Raw genomic sequence first — 17,302 nt, forward strand, 5'->3', positions numbered from 1 at the left:
GGGAGGAGGCTGGGCCTCGTTTGTTTCAGGCCGACTTCGCAGCCCAGGGAAAATGGTTTCATGGCGATGATCTGGAGGATCGATTCGGAGGCATCTCGGTTAGGCGGGCATGGGCATCCAAGCGATAATGCGGGCGGTTTTGGTCGGCCTTCCTGCCCTACTTGTCTCTGCTTGCGTGAGCTCTGATCGGGTCACTTCCGGTTCGACAGTTAGATCAGGGGCACCATGGGCGCGAGACCTCAATGAACCGCCCCCAAGTCGACCGCCGGCTGACGCAGCAATCTCAGGCGTAAAAGCAGACCTGAATGCTGCGCGCGCGAGAGCTTCCCGTTAGAGCTATCTTCGGCTCGCACTCACAAGACCCGCTGGTTCACGCCGGCGGGCCTTCGCTCCTGCTTCTCTTTCCGGAACTGAGGAGGAGCTTGGGCAGGGGCGGCATCTGCGGGCGGGGAGTATCGATCGGTTGGTCAGGAGAGGGATCAACCTCTTCCGCCTTCCTCCTGCTGACGAGGACGCCAATGGAGCCGGTGACTACTAGCAAGGTCCCTGCGATCATCAGGAAGAGCGGCAACTTCAAGGTTGCGAAAAGAGATAGCCACGCAGTCTCCGCCAACTTTTCTACTCCTTTGGTTTGGCCCACCGGTTGATGGCGCCACGCCTGCCGCAGGCCTTACAAACCGGCTCTGTATGTGACGGCGGCTTGCTGATTATCTCGAATTGGTTACAATACAACCTGTTTTAGAATTTTGGATTTGGATCTACCCATTGGCAACAAGCATTGAAGAGATCGTTTCGGCTTATGTACGTCTGAAGAACCGGCAAGCGTTGGAGAATATGCGAGACCTGCGGCGCCAGTTGCTTGAACAGCTACAGTCCACATCAAGCATTAATCCGACTGACTCTCGGGATGCTTTGCTTGATGACCTCCGAGTGATCGAGGATGGACTGGAGCAGCTCCAGCTAAGGCATTGACGAGAGGCCCGCCGGTTCACGCTGGCCGGTCTCTATGCTAGCGAGTTGGGGTGCCCCGGCGATCGTGCGGAACGTCGTGGCACCGGCCGCAGGAACCGTCACAAGGCGGCGCCTGCGGCCGCTTGTTCTCGTTTCACGGAACGTTCTTACGCACCGTCAAGGTACTGTCCGTATTTAAGCCCAGGTGTCCTAAGTTGAATTTGGAAAGTGCCCTAAATTCCAGAAGGAACAAATGTTCGCTTTGGCATTTAAGGGGCCGATAGCCGAACGACGGTGCAGCCGTTGCTGAGGCTATGGGCCCGGCCTCCTAGGCACACCGGGCCCGCTTGGGGGGTCTTAGGAACCCCTCGACTAAAAAAGCCCCAGCCGCTGTCTGGACGGCTGGGGCGTCAACCAAGAGAGATCACCTGTTCTTCGGCAGATGTATGGATCAAGCTGCCCAAGGCATTCACGTTCCGAATAGAGTGTGGCGGTGTCGGTATCAGGACAGCGGGCGGAGCGGCGCGAGTAAGCGCGTGGAAGTAACCAAGCATGCCTCAGGCTGTTCACATGCATGAAGCGCATCTTCTGCAGGTCACTACTGACGATGGTGAGCGCCGGTTTTGGTTGGCGGCCGGTACGGAAGAACAGGCCGTTCAGCTGGTCTTGGATGCCATCCCAGAGGGATGGACCGCTAAACTGATCGATGGTGGGCTCGCCGCCCGCGAGGAAGTCGCAGCACTCGGCCTGAATGTTGGGCTCGCGCCAGGTGAAGCCCGCGAGGTAAGCAGAGGAATCGGGCATAGCTGATATGAAGGTGCTTCTCCGCCCGCGAGCGGGAAACACAAGCACGGTTCGGGACGCGAGCCAGATGATTCTGAAGCTCCCCCGACAAGGAGCGTCAGATGAGCGAACGACGTGAGCTATATCGCAGCACCAATGGCGACGCCTGGTTTCTGGGACGCGAGCCGGCCAATGGCCATGCTTTCATCATTCATCAGCCAAATGCGCCTTCCGGCGGTCGATTGACACACATCGAACTTGGCGACTTCTTGCGAAGCGAGCCGAAAGGACCCGAACATCAGGCCCTGCTGCGCTTGATAGGGACCCTCGTGAACGTGCCGCCATACGCTTAGGATATTGCGGCCGCGGACAGCTTCTTACCAAACTGGGAGCTAAGATCACGTTGTTACACGAATGCGCACTGCGTTCTGGAACCGGCCTGAATTTGCTTGCCAGTGCTTAGGAACGGCGTCGGAGGGGCGCACGTCGAACACTTCGCGAGAGGAGCAACGTGGACAACGAAACTCAGCTGCCCTTCCGTAGGAGGACACTATCCCTGAAATGGCCATTGGCCATGCTTCACAACGTGGGCACGATGGGAGCATACAATCAGCCGATAATGTCATGGGACAATCTCCTTCGTATCACTGCATTCCGAGGGACGCTCCCGCTGGAGAGCTGCACTGAAGGCCGGGGCCGCTCCACCGGCTCGGCGGGAGAGCCGACACATTACCAATTCCGAATTTTCGCCCCTCTTGAAATACTCGGCCGCCCTCTCCGATTGAGCTAGAATCTGCTTGCTTTGCTCGATCAATAGGAGGGTTCGCTCCCTATGTTGTTGGGCCTGCTGTACTTGCCTCTGTGCTCGTTCGATCAAATAGCGGCTGTATTCCTGTGGTGAGGGCATCAAATGCATAGGTAGAACTCGTGGTAAGAGTGCTAAATGCCTCGATTTGTTAAACGTTCCTCTCGCGGTTGCCGAGCTAAGCCGACGCCATGCCCATCATACATCGCGCAGATCAAGACTCCGCTTCCGATGACGTCGCGCCCCCAGAAATTCAAACTGAGGCTTGACCCAATTCCGCGTTGGAAGTGTAGGGGCGTGCCTCGACGTGTTTCATGCGCCGTGCCCCGTGAGCTTGTCTCGTTCAGTGCGGGCGATTGCCTTGACCTTGGCCTCGGCTTCGCTGCGGGTCAGCAGATCCGGCCTGAGGCGGCGGCTCGGCATATCGTCCCAGTAGACAAAGACGCTGGGCCGGCCATCGGCGAAGCGGACTTCGTAGCTGCCGGCATTGGGGACGGCTTCGTGCTTGAGCAGGCGGATAGGATCGGCGTCGGTCATGGTTTGGTGTCTAGGCAACTGATTGGGTAATGCCAAATCGCTTCGCCCGGATCCAGCCCTGTTCGGAACAGTAACCCGACAATGTTCGGAAACGAACAGAACGGCGCTTCGAGCTGTGATTAAGCTCGCAATCGCTTGGCCTCCCCAAGCGCCAAGCACCTCCAGCGGCCCCGGCCTCCACCACCCCGTAACCCCACTGGCCGGGGCCGTCTTTCCTTGTGGTTCCGGACAGTCCGCGCGGCCGCTTGCCGCTGGCGATTTAATTTTTAATTTGAATTAATTTAAATGGCTGATTTAATATCGCGTCGGGGGCAATCGCTGGCCGCTCGGCGGAGCGCGGAGCTAGCAGAGGAGAGGTTCCAGGAAGATCACCTGGGGTGTTCTTCGGCAACAGCATTTGCATTGACTCTGGCGATGACGACCGTGCCATCTGTATGGGCTTGCAACGGCAATGGGAAGTGTTCCGACGCGCCCGGGCAGACGAGGGGAGCCCCCGGACCGATTGGGGCCGGCCTTCCTATTCTCGCGATTGGATACGGCGTGTACTGGCTGGTAAGACGACGGCGGACCCGCTAAGTCCCGCGATTGCCGGAACCAAATCACAGGAGCAGAGTTGATCCTTCCGTCACGTCTTGCCAATGTGATGCCGACACAAGGACCTCAGCTCGGCGTCAGCCCCGGAGCTGAGGTCTTTTTTTGTCTTCTGTGTACATTTTGCACAAAGCACCGGAACGCAATCCGGGTTCCTGACTCATCTCAAGGGGACTTGGATGGATAATAAGACGTGCCGCGCTACACCTCCTTTGCCCGAGAGGCCGCAGCAACGCTGCTTCGAATGGCCAAAACAACAAAAAACCCGCAGGTTGCATCCGGATTGATCCAGCGTGCAGCCGATCTGAAGGACAGAACGGGCGAACTGCCCCCGGTTGATATTGAGGCGGTCGCCGAGGAACCAAAGAAGCCTCTAACGAAGAACTGAGGCTGCCTCAATTGGCGGCCTCTTTCATTTCGGAATTCATGTGAACAAAAATGGCCCCCCTCCATGGGCGGCGAAGCTGGGGCCAATCGGGGTCGACCGGGCAAGGGCCGTTCCACTCCGGCTTGAGCAGAGCAGTCGGAAATTACTTTAAAAGAATCTCATAGCGACGTTTGAGCCGGTCGCTTGTGGTCTTTGCTGCGTATTGAATGCGTGCAAGGTCGCAGCCTTCCTGCGCGACGACATGCAGCTTCCACTCTGAGGTGCCGGGTCGGGGATCGGGCCCGAACTCAACTTCGATGGACACGACCTTTTCTGTGCCTGGAAAACTTCGGATCTCCTGCAGCGCAATTCGCTCGAGCTCATCCTTCGACACCGGTGATCTGGACACCGTTCGCTCCTAAGGGTGGAGGCGGCTGCTTGAAGCCGCGCACAGCTCAATGCAGTCAGTGACCTCGACGTTCCTCAGATGAGAAGGCGCATCGCGAATCGCTCCAAGCTCGCGCCGATCTTATGATCAGCGCAATTGCTGCAGAGCTTCCGGAGTCAGCTCGTATCGACTCCCCACCTTTTTCAACCAGTGTGCTTTAAGCATACGCCTTGCAGTGTAGAACCCGCACAGTGGACGGTCGCCTCCTGGATGAAATAGCAGGCCGTCGCGTTCGATCAGATAGCCGTACAGCTGTGCGTGCCGCAGCGGCCTCAGCATTCCCGGTTTCGAGGCGGCCTCCATAATCGGCGTTGCTCCTTCGGGCGACGCGGCTCGCTGGACAGAAGGTCTACGGGGAGAGCGGCAGCTGTACCGGTGAGTCGCTGCGAAAACAATGGCGGCTCTGCGCATATCGTTCCTGCCTCTGGGGCGCATCCTCTGCCCGAAGAGGAACGGGTAATCGTCCGCTCTGGAACTGGAACCCTGCTCACCCCGTTTAGCTAACGGGCAGAACAAGGAGGAGGAAACCATGCCAGTCGTACTGCTTTGGGCTGTGCCTACGGTTCTCGTGATCGGTGGCGTCAGCTACTATTTTCTTCATGTCGTGCACTGATCCTGTTGTTTTGAGCGTACGGGCGATGCTTGATGGCGCCTAGGTCGACGCTGCAGCACTGCCGGAAGCCCAGCGCCCTCCCATTGCCCGGCGCTGGGCAGCTATTTGAAAAGGTCGAACCATGAAGCACGCGCTTCCGACAATCGGAATTGTTCTAGGGTTGATCGTGACACCTGCACTCGCCGACTCCTGGAAGGATGAGAGCGGCAAAGGCCGATGGGGCTACGATCATGGTCCTTACCGCGCCTACAACTACGACCGCGAATACAAGCAGGAGTATTACCGAGGCCCCTGCAAGATCGAGCGGAAGTGGGGCAAGCACGGAGAGTACAAAGAAGAGACGAAGTGCAAGGGCTATCGCGACTGACCGCCGAGCGCTGGAAGCGGCCTAGTTTGTAAGCCCGCAACTGCAAAATGCGGCAAAGGCCCCAGCCCGGGACTGACCGGCTGAGGCCTTTGTACCCACAATCTTCATCCTTCGGATCGCCCACGCAAATGCGCATCCCACCGGTTCGTTTCCTGGAATTTCCGAATTCAGGAACGTTCCTCATTCCTCCTGATTAGACGTGTTTGAGGAGGAAGGGACCATGGACGGACTGATTTATCTCATCGGCTTGATCGTCGTGATCATGGCGATCCTGTCGTTCTTCGGCCTGCGCTGAGAGAACGACAATGGCTATTGAAACACTCATGCGCGAAGAAATCATGGAGGGCGGCGTGGCTGCCGAAGACCGCCGGACCATCCAATGGAGTTCGGTGCTCGCAGGCGCTTTCGCCGCCGGCGCGATGTCGTTCATCCTGGTCAGCTTTGGCGTTGCCATCGGTCTCGGCGTCAGTTCGGCCTCGCCGACCTGGCGTGATGCCTCCGCGGCGCTGGCGCTGCTCTCCGGGCTGTATCTGATCATCCAGGCGATCTTCAGCTTCGGCTTCGGTGGTTACATCGCCGGCCGGACCGCGCGCCCGGCGCCCGCCCTTGCAACGATCGAGGATGAGGGTGAGCGGCGGGACGGGCTGCACGGCCTGACGGCGTGGGCTCTCGCGGTGCTCCTCGGCGCCGCGCTGCTTGCGCTGCTCGGTGCAGCCGCGATCGACCGCTCGCCGATGCGCAGCTCGGCCAGCAATATGTCTGCCGCCGAACCGCTGTTGAGCTATGAGCTCGACAAGCTGTTCCGCGCGCCGCGGCGCCCGCCCAACACCGATCTGCGGGAAGCCCGCGCCGAAGCGGGACGCATCCTGATGACGTCATCGAGCCACAGCGGTGTCAGCACCGATGACCGGACCTATCTCGTGCAGCAGGTGGCCGCAGTCGCAGGACTTGCGGCGCCCGACGCGGAACGACGGGTCGACGCGCTCATCGCAGACTCGAAGACGGCCATCAACCGCGCGCGGCGCAACGCGATCATCGTCGCCTTCTCGGTTGCGGCCGCGACCTTGATCGGGGCCGCGGTCGCCTGGGCCGCAGCCGTCGCCGGCGGGCGGCATCGTGACGGAGAACCGCTGCCGAACTGGATGGCGAGCTCCAATCGCTTCCATCGCAACCCGCGCGCAATGCCGGTGCCGTAGGCCCCAAAGAAAATGGCCGGGCGCAAGCCCGGCGCAGCGGAAAGCCGATCGCGCCGAAGGAGCGGCCCGCTGCCGGCAACGTCGTCGACCTGATGGAGGCGCTGCGCCGGAGTGTCGGCGGTGCCTCCGCCGAGACCAAGACTCCGAAGAAGCCGGCCAAGAAAGGGAAGAAGGCGGCCGTGGGGCAACGGGAGATGCTTATGCCGATCGCCGGCAAGGAGGCGGCGGCGAAGAAGCCGGCGGCCAGGCCGCAGCGCAAGTCTGCCTGAAGCCAGAATAGGAGAGCCGCATGGATATGCGAGAAGCTTCGGCGATGACAGAAGCCTCGGGGCTTGTGAGCGATCCGACGGCGTCGAGCAGGTTTCCGGTGTGAGGCCCGCCGCCTCGGCGGAGGCGGCAAGGAGGCGGCAGCCGCTCCAGTCGCCTTCGTCTGACGCCGCGATGCGCTGGGCCGGTCGGCTGCGCGAGGTAACGGTGAAGGCCCCGTTGCAGTCGCTCTTCGTCGCGTTCCTGCTCGGTGTTTGGGTCGCGCGCCGGCGCTAAGAGACCTGCGAGCCTGCATGCTTCATGGCTAGGACGCTCAAGACATCTCAGGCCTCACTGGGCTTCTACGATCTGGCGATAGCGGCCCCCTCCAATGAGTCCGAGGTTGACTCGATCGAAGAGAACGGACGGCACTCCAGGGGCGAGCCGAGATGAGGAGACTCGCTGGGAGAAGCAGAAGGAAATGCTCGAGGCTACCCTGCGCCGCGCGCGAACAGCGTTGTCGCCTGCGCTTGCTGCGCGAGCCGGCCTTTCGACTCGCTCATGAGCGTAATGAACGGAACGGCCCACATCGCCGAAGCCTGCCCGAGCAGAACGACCGTCACTACGGCCTGGTGAGTATCATGCTGACCTCCGCAGCGCGGCGGCCCAAGGCCGCCGCAGCCGCATCGGCACACCCCCGCCGCGCGGCGGGTCATCGTCGTCGCCGTCGAGCCGCCGCAGCGCGGCGAGGATGTCGGCGAGCCGGATCGCGCGATCCATGCCGGGTATCTCGCGTAGCGCGGGGCAGGATTCCACTGCGAACATGTCGGACGCCCAAGACGACAGGATGATCCGCTTTTCCGGCACGGAGAGCTCATCGTCGTTGAGGACGTCGTCCGCAGATGCATAGTGCGCGGCGGGATGGAAGAGGGGATCGAGATTGCCGGTGTTTGTGTTGGCGTTGGCCATCGGTTGCCTCCCTTACGCTCCTTTTCTTCGGGATGGGTTCGAGTTGGTGCCGGACGGCGGCGTGGCCGCCGTCCGGATTGCTACTGGGTGTTGATCGCGATGCGCTTGACGCCCGCACTCGGATTTTCCGACTTCGGCAGCGACACGATCAGGACGCCGTTCTTGAACGACGCCTCGGCCTTGTCTTCTTCGACGTCCTCGAGCGGGATCCGCCGCTCGAAGGCGCCGTAGGTGCGCTCGGTGAAGTACCTGCCTTCGTCGCTGCGCTCGGCCTTCTTCTCCCCGCGGATGGTCAGCACGCCACCGGCGATTTCGATCTGGACGTCCTTCTCCCTCATGCCGGGCAGTTCGGCCGAGATCGTCAGCGCCTTGTCCGTCTCGCTGAGCTCGATCTTGGGCCAGCCGAATTGCCCTTCCATCAGCGGCGCCAGACCCGTCCCGCCGAAGCCGCGGAAGACATCGTCGAAGAGGCGGTTCATCTCGCGATGAAGCGCCATGAAGGGGTCGTAGTTGCCGCGCGCCGGCGCAAGTTCCTGATTCCGCGACCGGGGAATGAGATCACCAACTGCCATGGTTTTTCTCCTTCGTTGCATGAGCCAAGGATCGCGGCCGCGATTGCGCAGGCCGCGTTCCGCCATCGAACCTCGATCCGGCGTCAGGCCGCCTTCTTCTGCTCGATCTGCGAGGCCGGAGAGGCGCCGCTTCCGATCTGGATCCGGCGCGGTTTCATGGCTTCCGGCACCTCGCGGACGAGATCGATGATCAGCAATCCGTCGCGGAAGGCGGCCTCTTTCACCTGGACGTAGTCAGCCAAATTGAACACGCGCCTGAATGGACGTGCGGCGATCCCCTGGTAGAGATATTCGCCGGCCGCCTTCTCGGGCTTCCTGCCATCGATGGTGAGCGCGTTCTGTTCGGCCGTCACGGTGATGTCGTCGGCTCCGAAGCCGGCGACGGCGAGCGAGATCCGGTAGTGGTCCTCGCCGGACCGTTCGATGTTGTACGGGGGGTAGTGGTCCTCGGTCGCCTGGCGCATGGTGCTATCGACGAGATCGGCCAGGTGGTCGAAGCCGATGGTGGAGCGCCACAGGGGCGCGAAGTCGAAGGTCGTCCTCATAACCAAGTCCTCCAAAGAGCAAGATGGATACGAAGAGCGCAAGACAGGGGTTTCAGACGGGGTCCGAAGACACCGGCCCGGCGCCCGCACCGGGCCCGATGAGGCGCCCGGCACACCGCTCTCGCGGCGAAAAATGACTTAGATAAACGGAAGGTCGTTTCAAGCGGTGGGTCGCAAAAAATTTGCCGGTGACGGCCGGCCCTGCGCCACCTTCCTGAAGGACTCGGATGCGCGGCAAGAGGCGTCTTGACAGTGATCCGCGCCCGAATATTTTTCCGCTGGGATTCTCTTCCCTTCTTCTCAACACAAGGACCGCGACGACCGTCAGGAGTGACGACGATGCTCGATGAAGATCTGGCCCGCATTCGCGCGCACCGCAACAACATCCACCGCTACCAGCGACTGCTTCGGACGAAGCTATCGGAGCTTGAACGCCAGTTCATCGAACGCCGCCTCGCCGAGGAGCAGGCCGCGGTTCAATCCCTCGCCGCAGAGACCTTCCCAGTCGCGTTTATGCTGCCGGAAGGTCCCGCTCGCTCCGCAGGAATGGGGGCCGAGTGATGAGCGACGTTCGCGACCTCCTGATCCGCGGCAGCGAAAAGGTCATCGGACACTATCGGCTGCTACTGGCGAGCGCCAAAAGCGAGAGCGAGCGCCAGCTCTACCGAAGCCGGATCGAACGCGAGCAGCGGCTACTGGATGAATTGCTGGGCGGCTTTCCGGATCGGTACGCCGCATAAGCTCTTTCCGAATGCCACACGATGACCGCCATCCACGTCTCGGGTGGGCAGTTCGTCGTAGATCGATGCTACTGTCGTCAGCTCGAGCCGATGCCAGAGTGCGCGTCCTTGCCGCCGGAGGCCATTGGCGAGGAGGCGCCGTTCCTATCGGGTGCTTGGATCAGTCGGGCACCATCGAACTGCCTGGCGCGGTACTCGAGATATAGCTGGCCCGTTATCAGCATGACGCCGGCGCAAGCCAGCGCCATGGCGGCGGCGATGATGTCACGATAGTCATCCATTTTGGAATCGAATTTCGCAGCCAAAGAACGCTGGTATTGCGGCTAAGTTCCTGGCCTAGCCTGTAGCTCACACGCACCCGCGCAACGGTTGCCGCGCTCACCTCGGAAAGAGCTTGTCGCGAATATAGCGCGAGGTCGGCGTCAGTCTGATGCCGCGCGGCTTGCGCACGCATTTCCACGCCGGCGTCGATCCCTCAGTCCTCGGGCGGGCACTCGGGACAGGTGACGCCGATCGAATCCAGGAAATCGCGAAGCTCGGCGGCAGCCTCATCGGACGAGACGCCTGGCGGCGGATCCTGACGAGCGATGTCGAGGGCACGCTCGCGGGCATGCGGGTCGGCGCGATCCTGCATCCACCCGTGCGCCCCGCATTCGCCGATTGCGCCGGCTTCTTGCAGAACGCTGATCGCCCATCCGCGCATCGTCCGGATCGCCGGCCGTCTCTCCTTCGTCATCAGCATCGAGATCGCTCCTGCCGGACGAATCCTTCCGCCGCCCGCGTCGTTCCGGCGCATAGCACAGAGCAGGGATTCGAAATGTGCAGGCTCAATCTTGTCCACCTGTTCCAGTGCGGGTCTGTGGACAGCTATTGTCCCGATTTCATCAGCTGCCGCGGGAGAACGAGCACTACATTGATCTGGCGATCGAGGATCTTCGAGGCGATGATCGAAATCTGCAGCGCGAACTCGTCCTCCATCTCGGCTGCGGCATCCTCGTCTCGTGCATAGACGTAGAGGATATCGCCGTCCACTTCGTCGAACCGGACAGCTCGGAAGAGCCGATCGAAGCGATCCGCACCGACGATCAGCGCCATTCGGGCGGCAATCGCCTGGTCTTGGACTGCAGTCACAATCATAGCTCGGCGGTCCTAATTTCCTCTGCCGTAGTCGACTGCGAAGACTTGGTAGTATTGGCCCGGCGTCGTCTGAGTGAACACGATCTCCAATGCGACGATCTCTGCATAACCTCTGGTATCGTCGCCGACGTTGATGAGATCAACCACAGTCAGCCCTTTGCCAGTGTCAAAGTTGGAGGCCGGCGCTCCAGGAATGCGGATGAGACCTTGCATGGCCGGGCCTCGGGTCTGGATGGCAACCTTGATGTGGGGCGCCCTTCGAACGGCGAGCCGCTCCGAACGGAAATCGATCCGCTGCCACTGGTCGCGATCTCCTGAAGCGTGACCCATGTACCTAGGTCCAGTCGCCGGATCGATAGCGGCAAAGGTTGGTGCCGTGAAAAGTAACAGGGCTGCGCAACTGCTTAAAAAGGAACGATGCATGGAGCAATTTCGTTTCGGCATCGCCCGCCTCATGCCCTGATCGAGAAGCGGTCGAATGCCGTCAGGGTTTGCAAGCGCGGTTGTACGTCCTGAAGATAGATTTGAGCCTTGAGGAACGTGATCTCATCCTCAAGCTTGCTCTCATCAACATCGACAAACCATGACCTTGGCCTACCGTCGGTCCCATCGCTCCATCTGTATCCCCGTCGCTTGAGGGCGTCCTTGAGATCGAAAGGCGATTGCTCCGCCCATACGCGGATCGTCTTTTTCCGGGCTTGCTCAAGCAGGGCCGCCAGAGCTGATGTGCCTGTCGTGGGGAGCTGGAAAGCAAGCAATTCGAGCAGCGCATGGCAATCGTCGACCGCTCTGTGGGCATGATGAAAGAAGCCGGCGCCGTTCAAGAGATAGCCCAGGCGAGAGCCTTCGAAGCCATGCTTCCGCCACTCGACCTGCGTTGCAGAGCATGCCCAGGCTTTGCGTTGGAAGATTGGCCAATAGCGCTCCGCAAATTTGCGGTCGAAGCCTGCGTTATGGGCAATGACGATCACTGCGTCGCCCACGAATGACGAAACAGAATCCTCGTCGATACGGTGGCCGGCGACCATCTCGTCGGTGATACCGGTGAGAGCAATCACCTCCGGCGGGATGGGCGCGGATGGCTCATTGAACGAGGTGAAAGTATCTCTCAGACCTGCGATGCGACCGTCCGGTAGGTAGCCGAATTTGACCATCCCCAATTCGATGACTTCGTCCTTTCGCTGGTCGAGGCCTGTCGTTTCTACATCGAGCAGAATCCCGGTTTTGGTTTGTTGCTCGCTGGACGGCGTAAAGGTCTCACGGCGCACTAAACGCCGAAGGACGCGGTAATCTGCAGATTTGGCCAATGCCTCGGCCATGGCGGCCAAGGCTAGGTGGTTCTCAGGATTCGGCGTCGTGCTGACCTCGCGTAACGCTATCTTCACGTTGGAGTTTCGCGTATGCCTTCAGGCGTTTCGGAAAGCGTGCGTGTACGCTCCTGCCGCGATGGCATATACCGCTTCGCCGCCTGAATAGAAGACAAGCGCTCCACCTGCAACCACGTCCATCTTCTCTGCATTCAGGCCAACGACCGCTGTTCGTCCGCTCATCACGACAAATGAATGCTGCCCAACAAAATCCGGAGATTCAAATTTGGGCTGCTTGGGTTTGGTGGGCTTCTTGGGCATGAAAACCTCCATGAATGTTGCTTCAACGATCGGAGCGGCGGAGCCGCGCAATATCAATTAGCTTGACCCGGTCACGCACCTGCCGGCCCTTGAGCGACGTCAATGACATGACGGTCAGGCCCAACAGTGATCACGATTGTGTAGCTCTTTTGAGCTCCGCCCTGGTCGGTCGGCGGCGCAAGGTGCAGCTGGCCTCCGTACCATTCGCCCGGTAGCAGCGTATTGTCTTTGATCACCGCTTGCTCGAGCACGGCCATGTTGCGCTGGCCGGTCTCGATGGTCGCGGAAATCATCGCTTCATTCTGAGCAGCTGCGTTGCCTTGAGCAATGACCGCTGCGGTCGGGCTGTAGAACGTGCCGGTTCGGCCACTCGGTGTCGTGTAGCTGCCGTAACCAGCGCGAGAGGCGCTGTATGCGTTGGCGCCGGCGGCAACGCCTGTCAGAAGCGCAGCGGCGACCTGCCGGTTCTTTTCCTCCTGAACCAGCATCTCATAGGTCACGATTTTCATTTCGAAGTCCGACCCGGCGGCGTGCTGGACTGCCTCAACTTGTCCGACTCGAAACTCGACAGGCTGTCGGCTGAGATTATTAATGCCCACCACGAACACAGGGCGGCCGTTCGCTTGCAGCTGACGGGATGCCGGTCGAACGAGCACCACAGAGCTTTTCTGTCGAGACACAAGGGCAGGTTGCCCGTCCCGCATAAGAGCTTGTTGCTGCGGATTAGACGCCTTGAACGAAACCGTCTCGCCAGCTGTCATGCAGCCAGCCACCGTGGCGCAGGCCGCCACAATCACCAAAATGCGCATGTTGAAATGCCCCGTCGAAAGGGGCTATGCAAGCGCAACCGATGCGCGAGGGCAAGCGCCGTTTACGCGCGGGAGGTCCGCGGTCCGCAATCAAAAGGTCTAAGGCGGCCGCGGGGTACCGCTACGCACCTCGCGTCCAGTGCAGGGCAGGCTTTAGGCGCACTGCAGCAAGCGTGCAGGGTATTTGTCGACTATTGTACTAGGCTCAAGGACCATCAGTCGCTCGAGGACCTCAGGATACGCCGCCGGCGACTGGTGGTGGATCTGCCAGAACCGGCTGCGACTGCTGGACGTCGATCGTTGGCGGGTAGCGGGCGAGCACGAGCGAATCAGTGTAAAGACGCCCAAAGGGCCGCGTGGAACCTGAATGCCATCTTCCGCTCTCACGAGGTCTGGAGGGCCCCGGAGCGCCTGATGGGCGAGGGGCGCCCCCCACTGCACATATTAGCGGGGCGACGGGCCTGGTGAGGTCTGAATGCCACCGGATGGGCGCCGTGATCGGTCGCATGAACGAAGGCGGCGGGGCAAGCCGGAATGGGCCTCCCCGAGCTGGCTGGGCGCTCCGGGTAGATTTCAACCGCCTACCGCCCCGGCGATGTCCGGGAGAAGGGTCGGCGGACGATTGCCGACCGGGCGGCCTGTTGCGCCAGTCCGCCAGCCGAAAAGAAGGACAACGTGGTAGCGATGCGGGCCTGATTCTGGGGCCGCCGCAAAGCTCGGCAGAGTTGTAAAGCATCAATTTGAGTTGACGTCGGGCCTCCGGTAGGCCTTTAGTTCCTTCGTGGGGCAACCGAACTTCATCGTTAACGCAGCGTTAATAGCTGGAATGTTCGGATCTGACTTGGCGATTGCCGAGTTGCAAAGGGAGATCAGCATGGCTATGGCAACGGGGCGTCTGTACGGCCCCACAGAGGAACGGAAGGACGCGGATTACAGTTCGCTTCTCGGGTTCGTTGCTCAGCCTGTGCGGATCGATCCGCATACCCACGATGCTGAGCAGAGCCCGCAGGTCAATCTCAGAGACATCGCGGAAACCATTCGTCAGCGGTCGACATCACCCACGGAATAGCATGACCGGTGCCCCGTCGGCGCCGCCTGCGCCTGTAACGGCCGACGATCAGTTTCCGCGGTCGATGAACCTACCTAAGCAATCTCCGCTGTTTTGGGTGGCGGAGAAGGACAGGTATCTTAGGCAATTAATGATACGCGACATCCAGGCCCTGACCGGCCGGACATTGCTCGTCTATTTTGCGTCTATGACTGATCAGCGAGCGCAAATCAGCCTGGGTGACGAGGTCTATTTCACTGAGATGTTGCGCGATGCAAAGGGCGGTCCTGTCGATCTTCTGATCGAGACCCCCGGCGGCTACACCGATCCCACCGAAAAGATTGCATCGCTCCTTCGGACTCTCGCGCCCGACCTACGAGTGATCGTTCCATGCCGCGCAAAAAGCAATGGAACGATGCTCGCGCTCGTGGGATCGAACATCGTCATGGGACCGGCCTCGGAGCTCGGCCCAGCGGATCCGTTTATTTCCCTCGGGCCGAATAATATCGTGCCCGCGCATTTCCTGATCGGAGTGCAAGGGGTAGATCCGGTTTTCGTCCAGGCCGCACAGCACGCCATTGCGCAGACAATGAAGCTCGCGGAAACCCTTCTGACCACGGGCATGATGAAGGGCAAACAACCTGGAGAGATAAACTCCGTCGTGCAAGCCTTAGCGTCGCGGCAACAGTACCCATCTCACGGATCGGTCATTGACGCGGACGAGGCCATGCGTCTGGGTCTGTCAGTGACGAAACTAAGTTCATCGGACGACCTATGGCAGCGCTTGTGGCTCTTACGATGCATGTACGAGCACGACATCCGTCGGGCAGGGGCGATCAAAATCTTTGAAGGCCCTTCGATCAGCAACAGCCTGCGAGCTGCTTAGCCGCCGCGGGACCATCCCGGCGGCAAGATCCCAGGTTTTGGCTCGTGCCCCTTCTCGATGTCGAGGAGGTCGCAAACGTTTTCAGGCTTGGCATCGACGACGCGCCATCGATTGAGATCGCGAAACCATAGCTTCTCTTCAAATCGATAGACCTTCAAGATCGGTCCAGCGGCTGCGCCAGGATCAGACCCGCACGTCTTCACGAAGACTGCTTCGCGATCAAACCTCTTGTCGAACGCAACCTGCTCGGCATCAGGGATATATCTGTTCCAATATCCGAACAGGCCAATCCCGCAAAAGAACAGGACAACAAATATAAAGCTTCCTAGACCGCGCACTGCGACTATCCCCGATACCGCTGACTATAGAAAACGCGCCAACCGCCAAACGATCGCGACGACTGTAAGACATACAGGTGATAGTGCGCCGGCCGATGCGGTTCATCCTACTGTCGCTTCTTGGCTCGGGATTCCAGGACAGCGAGCGTCGCTTCTCCCACGGCGTGGTTCTCATAAGCGGTGAGCTGACCCCCTACGAGATTGGGATTGCGCTCGAGCATCTTCGCTAGCAGACCGCCGCAAAGCACTGCCGCATTTTTTGCGATCAGATCTGCAGCGTTCGATCCAGCTGAGAGCCGCATAGATTCATCAGAAACGCAGCGATTGTAAGCTGCGATTTCCAGATCGATGGCAAAGGCCGGTGCCGAAAGCGCACAGAACAAGATCATGGCGTACGATATTATTCGCATGGTCATTCCTGCACATCAATCGCGTGTAAAGCCGGCGCATAGCCAGCCGATAAGCCAGAAGAATAGGAAAACGGCGGCGCTGCACGCGATCGAGATGGCGAGCCCGAGAGAAAAGGGCTGGATTGCGTATTCAAGGGGAGCAGGAGGGGCGCCTCTCGCGTGCGCAAGCGCTACTTCCACCGGGTCTCCGTAGAAATAATAGCCTGGGCATCCAAATTCATCCCAATCCACTTTTTTAGGATCGTACGTCCTTGTTTTGAGCGGACGATTTTCCTTAACCAGACGTGCAATGCACGTTGCCTGCGCGAATTTTCGATTTTCTCTGTCCTGCTGTTCCACTGCTGTCACTACTGAGAAGGCAATACCGATGAGCAGGAAAATTGCACCGGCAACAATGCCGATCCGCTTGAAGCCGCGAATGAAGCGGGCTCCTGCCGTCAACGGCACGGGTGCTGATCGATAGGGGCTGATCTCGGTCATTCTTGCAAAATTCGGAAAGAGATGTTGCGACACGTGAGAAATGCGAGAAGAGCCGCCGGTTTTAAAACACCGGCGGCTTGAGCGATCGATCTCGTTACACAGGCGGCAAGCCAATCATCGTGCGCCCCCAATTGTAGGGGGCTTTCCGATCAATCGCTGTGCAACTCGCAAAATTCTCTCTACTCGGCTTATTCTCTTTTTTTCCTTGGCAATTATAAAATCCTTGACCGAACGCAAACGTGTCGCGAGGCGCACCAGTAAGCTTGAGCGAGTCCCACATTGTGTTGCGGCCCTCGATGGGCGGCGCCCCTCCACGCAGACACCACTCGATGTCCATCTGAGCTCGCACGGAATCGCAAGCGCTCGCGTCCCATGATCCAGCCAGTGAGATGACAAACGCGCCGAAAAATGTTCTTCCGATAAACATCGTGCCCCCTGCATAGGTTCTAAGGTCAAACGGCGCGGATCCCACCGCAACCCGAAGGCGAGCGCAAGAGATGCGGCCATAAGGTAAGCAAATTTATTTTTTCACAATAAGCCCCATTGCGCGCGCCATTCGCCTCACGGATCCGGTGTGCCGACCGAGCGCCGCCGCTATCTCCGACACGACACGACGACGTGCCAGCCACGCAAGCCGCTTCCGCTCAGCCGCAGTCCATTCCTTTGGCTTCGACGATCTCATTTCGAAATGATCGAATGAGCTCGATGCGAGCGATATTGGGAAATTTACGGGTGGCGGCGAGCGACTAAAGTGCGCCGAAGCGCCCAGGAGAGACGGATTTCTTAACGCACCTCAAACCCGCCAACCTTAGTGCAATACGCGAGCGGCTTCTGCT

Annotated in this window: 27 protein-coding genes and 2 pseudogenes; 9 read left to right on the forward strand and 20 right to left on the reverse strand. The window is 59.9% G+C overall.

The window, feature by feature from the left end:
• Positions 1-370: 370 nt before the first annotated feature.
• Together ACSKB8_RS29400 and ACSKB8_RS29405 are read right to left on the reverse strand one after the other, a co-directional pair.
• Positions 371-613 (reverse strand): hypothetical protein, encoded by a 243-nt coding sequence (locus ACSKB8_RS29400; protein WP_438107929.1) that lies wholly within the window; start codon positions 611-613, stop codon positions 371-373.
• Between the two features lie 710 nt (positions 614-1,323).
• Positions 1,324-1,755, reverse strand: coding sequence for a hypothetical protein (locus tag ACSKB8_RS29405; RefSeq protein ID WP_438107930.1), 432 nt, complete (start codon positions 1,753-1,755; stop codon positions 1,324-1,326).
• Positions 1,756-1,856: 101 nt separating this feature from the next.
• On the opposite strand from ACSKB8_RS29405, the gene ACSKB8_RS29410 reads away from it, so the two are divergent.
• Positions 1,857-2,087 (forward strand): hypothetical protein, encoded by a 231-nt coding sequence (locus ACSKB8_RS29410; RefSeq protein ID WP_080648044.1) that lies wholly within the window; start codon positions 1,857-1,859, stop codon positions 2,085-2,087.
• A gap of 764 nt (positions 2,088-2,851) precedes the next feature.
• On the opposite strand, the gene ACSKB8_RS29415 is transcribed toward ACSKB8_RS29410, so the two are convergent.
• Positions 2,852-3,076 (reverse strand): hypothetical protein, encoded by a 225-nt coding sequence (locus ACSKB8_RS29415; protein WP_438107931.1) that lies wholly within the window; start codon positions 3,074-3,076, stop codon positions 2,852-2,854.
• A 784-nt stretch (positions 3,077-3,860) separates the two neighbouring features.
• Between ACSKB8_RS29415 and ACSKB8_RS29420 the strand changes: the two genes are divergently transcribed.
• Complete coding sequence (locus ACSKB8_RS29420; protein ID WP_438107932.1) at positions 3,861-4,055, forward strand: hypothetical protein; 195 nt, start codon at positions 3,861-3,863, stop codon at positions 4,053-4,055.
• A gap of 142 nt (positions 4,056-4,197) precedes the next feature.
• Here the strand turns inward: ACSKB8_RS29420 and ACSKB8_RS29425 are convergent, their stop codons facing one another.
• Both ACSKB8_RS29425 and ACSKB8_RS29430 read right to left on the reverse strand, forming a co-directional pair.
• A complete protein-coding gene (locus tag ACSKB8_RS29425; RefSeq protein WP_438107933.1) occupies positions 4,198-4,443 on the reverse strand; it encodes a hypothetical protein in 246 nt (81 codons plus the stop codon).
• Positions 4,444-4,569: 126 nt separating this feature from the next.
• Positions 4,570-4,785, reverse strand: coding sequence for a hypothetical protein (locus ACSKB8_RS29430; RefSeq protein WP_438107934.1), 216 nt, complete (start codon positions 4,783-4,785; stop codon positions 4,570-4,572).
• A gap of 476 nt (positions 4,786-5,261) precedes the next feature.
• Between ACSKB8_RS29430 and ACSKB8_RS29435 the strand changes: the two genes are divergently transcribed.
• The 3 genes and pseudogenes from ACSKB8_RS29435 to ACSKB8_RS29445 form a co-directional block, all read left to right on the forward strand.
• Positions 5,262-5,462, forward strand: coding sequence for a hypothetical protein (locus ACSKB8_RS29435; RefSeq protein WP_438107935.1), 201 nt, complete (start codon positions 5,262-5,264; stop codon positions 5,460-5,462).
• Between the two features lie 305 nt (positions 5,463-5,767).
• Positions 5,768-6,658 carry a hypothetical protein gene (locus ACSKB8_RS29440; protein WP_438107936.1) on the forward strand — a complete coding sequence of 297 codons (891 nt, stop codon included), beginning with the start codon at positions 5,768-5,770 and terminating at the stop codon, positions 6,656-6,658.
• 29 nt (positions 6,659-6,687) lie between these two features.
• Positions 6,688-6,927, forward strand: a pseudogene (locus tag ACSKB8_RS29445) (Ku protein); the annotation flags it as partial.
• Between the two features lie 468 nt (positions 6,928-7,395).
• On the opposite strand, the gene ACSKB8_RS29450 reads toward ACSKB8_RS29445, so the two are convergent.
• From ACSKB8_RS29450 to ACSKB8_RS29465, 4 genes are all read right to left on the reverse strand, one after another.
• On the reverse strand, positions 7,396-7,527 hold the full coding sequence (locus tag ACSKB8_RS29450) for a hypothetical protein (protein ID WP_438107937.1): 132 nt from the start codon (positions 7,525-7,527) through the stop codon (positions 7,396-7,398).
• Positions 7,528-7,543: 16 nt separating this feature from the next.
• Positions 7,544-7,873 (reverse strand): hypothetical protein, encoded by a 330-nt coding sequence (locus ACSKB8_RS29455; protein ID WP_438107938.1) that lies wholly within the window; start codon positions 7,871-7,873, stop codon positions 7,544-7,546.
• 80 nt (positions 7,874-7,953) lie between these two features.
• Positions 7,954-8,445 carry an Hsp20/alpha crystallin family protein gene (locus ACSKB8_RS29460; RefSeq protein ID WP_438107939.1) on the reverse strand — a complete coding sequence of 164 codons (492 nt, stop codon included), beginning with the start codon at positions 8,443-8,445 and terminating at the stop codon, positions 7,954-7,956.
• A gap of 83 nt (positions 8,446-8,528) precedes the next feature.
• A complete protein-coding gene (locus ACSKB8_RS29465) occupies positions 8,529-8,990 on the reverse strand; it encodes an Hsp20 family protein (protein WP_438107940.1) in 462 nt (153 codons plus the stop codon).
• A gap of 339 nt (positions 8,991-9,329) precedes the next feature.
• Here ACSKB8_RS29465 and ACSKB8_RS29470 point away from each other — a divergent pair, with 339 nt between their 5' ends.
• Both ACSKB8_RS29470 and ACSKB8_RS29475 read left to right on the forward strand, forming a co-directional pair.
• Positions 9,330-9,551, forward strand: coding sequence for a hypothetical protein (locus tag ACSKB8_RS29470; protein WP_128944248.1), 222 nt, complete (start codon positions 9,330-9,332; stop codon positions 9,549-9,551).
• Positions 9,551-9,730 carry a hypothetical protein gene (locus ACSKB8_RS29475; RefSeq protein WP_438107941.1) on the forward strand — a complete coding sequence of 60 codons (180 nt, stop codon included), beginning with the start codon at positions 9,551-9,553 and terminating at the stop codon, positions 9,728-9,730. The genes ACSKB8_RS29470 and ACSKB8_RS29475 overlap by 1 nt, the downstream gene beginning before the upstream one ends.
• 77 nt (positions 9,731-9,807) lie before the next feature.
• On the opposite strand, the gene ACSKB8_RS29480 is transcribed toward ACSKB8_RS29475, so the two are convergent.
• The 8 genes and pseudogenes from ACSKB8_RS29480 to ACSKB8_RS29515 form a co-directional block, all read right to left on the reverse strand.
• Positions 9,808-10,011, reverse strand: coding sequence for a hypothetical protein (locus ACSKB8_RS29480; protein ID WP_438107942.1), 204 nt, complete (start codon positions 10,009-10,011; stop codon positions 9,808-9,810).
• Positions 10,012-10,108: 97 nt separating this feature from the next.
• A pseudogene (locus ACSKB8_RS29485) lies at positions 10,109-10,177 on the reverse strand (NUDIX hydrolase); the annotation flags it as partial.
• 28 nt (positions 10,178-10,205) lie between these two features.
• Positions 10,206-10,472, reverse strand: a complete 267-nt coding sequence (locus tag ACSKB8_RS29490) for a hypothetical protein (protein ID WP_438110730.1) — start codon at positions 10,470-10,472, stop codon at positions 10,206-10,208.
• Positions 10,473-10,597: 125 nt separating this feature from the next.
• Positions 10,598-10,825 carry a hypothetical protein gene (locus tag ACSKB8_RS29495; protein ID WP_438107943.1) on the reverse strand — a complete coding sequence of 76 codons (228 nt, stop codon included), beginning with the start codon at positions 10,823-10,825 and terminating at the stop codon, positions 10,598-10,600.
• Positions 10,826-10,879: 54 nt separating this feature from the next.
• On the reverse strand, positions 10,880-11,197 hold the full coding sequence (locus ACSKB8_RS29500; RefSeq protein WP_438107944.1) for a hypothetical protein: 318 nt from the start codon (positions 11,195-11,197) through the stop codon (positions 10,880-10,882).
• Positions 11,198-11,319: 122 nt separating this feature from the next.
• Positions 11,320-12,246: a 3'-5' exonuclease gene (locus ACSKB8_RS29505; RefSeq protein WP_438110731.1), complete on the reverse strand. Its 927-nt coding sequence runs from the start codon at positions 12,244-12,246 to the stop codon at positions 11,320-11,322.
• Positions 12,247-12,273: 27 nt separating this feature from the next.
• On the reverse strand, positions 12,274-12,495 hold the full coding sequence (locus ACSKB8_RS29510) for a hypothetical protein (RefSeq protein WP_438107945.1): 222 nt from the start codon (positions 12,493-12,495) through the stop codon (positions 12,274-12,276).
• A 71-nt stretch (positions 12,496-12,566) separates the two neighbouring features.
• Positions 12,567-13,304 carry a hypothetical protein gene (locus ACSKB8_RS29515; protein ID WP_438107946.1) on the reverse strand — a complete coding sequence of 246 codons (738 nt, stop codon included), beginning with the start codon at positions 13,302-13,304 and terminating at the stop codon, positions 12,567-12,569.
• Positions 13,305-14,178: 874 nt separating this feature from the next.
• On the opposite strand from ACSKB8_RS29515, the gene ACSKB8_RS29520 reads away from it, so the two are divergent.
• Positions 14,179-14,373, forward strand: a complete 195-nt coding sequence (locus ACSKB8_RS29520; protein WP_438107947.1) for a hypothetical protein — start codon at positions 14,179-14,181, stop codon at positions 14,371-14,373.
• Position 14,374: 1 nt separating this feature from the next.
• Positions 14,375-15,238 (forward strand): SDH family Clp fold serine proteinase, encoded by an 864-nt coding sequence (locus ACSKB8_RS29525; RefSeq protein ID WP_438107948.1) that lies wholly within the window; start codon positions 14,375-14,377, stop codon positions 15,236-15,238.
• On the opposite strand, the gene ACSKB8_RS29530 is transcribed toward ACSKB8_RS29525, so the two are convergent.
• The 3 genes from ACSKB8_RS29530 to ACSKB8_RS29540 all read right to left on the reverse strand — a co-directional run bounded on the left by ACSKB8_RS29530 (position 15,235) and on the right by ACSKB8_RS29540 (position 16,466).
• Positions 15,235-15,576, reverse strand: a complete 342-nt coding sequence (locus tag ACSKB8_RS29530) for a hypothetical protein (RefSeq protein ID WP_438107949.1) — start codon at positions 15,574-15,576, stop codon at positions 15,235-15,237. The two genes, ACSKB8_RS29525 and ACSKB8_RS29530, sit on opposite strands and share 4 nt — an antisense overlap.
• 107 nt (positions 15,577-15,683) lie before the next feature.
• Entirely contained in the window at positions 15,684-15,965 is a 282-nt protein-coding gene (locus ACSKB8_RS29535) for a hypothetical protein (RefSeq protein ID WP_438107950.1), read from the reverse strand.
• Between the two features lie 36 nt (positions 15,966-16,001).
• Complete coding sequence (locus tag ACSKB8_RS29540; RefSeq protein ID WP_438107951.1) at positions 16,002-16,466, reverse strand: hypothetical protein; 465 nt, start codon at positions 16,464-16,466, stop codon at positions 16,002-16,004.
• Positions 16,467-17,302 lie beyond the last annotated feature (836 nt).

Origin of the sequence: Bradyrhizobium sp. BR 1432 (genome assembly GCF_051547705.1) — a bacterium.
Taxonomy (GTDB): domain Bacteria; phylum Pseudomonadota; class Alphaproteobacteria; order Rhizobiales; family Xanthobacteraceae; genus Bradyrhizobium; species Bradyrhizobium zhanjiangense.